The sequence below is a fragment of the Psychrobacter sp. FME6 genome (genome assembly GCF_014861365.1).
GTDB lineage: Bacteria > Pseudomonadota > Gammaproteobacteria > Pseudomonadales > Moraxellaceae > Psychrobacter.
On sequence record NZ_RRYW01000216.1, the window covers coordinates 1 to 977 of the forward strand.

The window sequence follows — 977 nt, forward strand, 5'->3', positions numbered from 1 at the left end:
GGTGTAATGGACATTATTCATGCTGTCATAGGGTCTAACGCTATATACTGTCTATATTTGCAAGGAATGAACGCCATGAATCAAAAAACTGCCCTTTTTGTAGTGATAAACACACCAAGAAGAATGGACGTAAGCTTGGCAAACAGCAGTATCAATGCCTAGCTTGCAGACGGCAGTTTTTAGGTGGCAAAAGACTCAATAACCAAACACTTTGGACTGAATATACCCAAGGTAAACAGACTTACCAACAACTGGCTGATAAATACCACTGTAGTCTTAAAACCATTCAAAGACGCTTAGATAAAGTCAGTATCGAGTATCAGGTTAAACGACCAAAGACTGCTAATATCATCATGGACACCACTTACTTTGGTCGCACGTTTGGTTTAATGGTCTTTATGGATAACACCACTAAAACCGTTCTTTATTATGCGATAGTGAGTCATGAAACTAATAGTGCCTATAAGCAAGGGATTGATCACCTAGCATCGTTAGGCGTTGATATACAAAGTATTACCTGCGATGGTAGACGAGGACTGCGTACGTTATTTACCTGTACCCCATGCCAGATGTGCCAGTTTCATCAAATACAAATAGTGACCCGCTACCTCACTCGTCGCCCTAAGAACATCGCCAGTATTGAGCTTAGACAGCTCGCTTTAAACATAATACAGCTTGATAAGACAGCGTTCATAAAGCGCTTAGATCACTGGTATTTGACTCATGAAGCCTATCTTAGTGAACGTAGTACCAATGAGGATACTGGTAGAACGTGGTACACGCACAAGCGTCTTAGAAGTGCTTATCGTAGTCTACGAACCAATAGTAACTGGCTGTTTACTTATCGAGAATATGAGCACTTAGATATACCAAATACGACCAATTTTCTTGAAGGGTTATTCAGTGAGTTAAAGCGACAATTGCACAGTCATCATGGGTTAAATGAGTACCGTAAGTTACGGTTTATTAAAGACTTT

General features: G+C 40.2%; 1 protein-coding gene. It reads left to right on the forward strand.

From position 1 onward, the window contains the following. Positions 1-353: 353 nt before the first annotated feature. The coding region (locus EI162_RS14305) for a hypothetical protein (protein WP_192524964.1) at positions 354-977 on the forward strand (624 nt) is incomplete at its 3' end.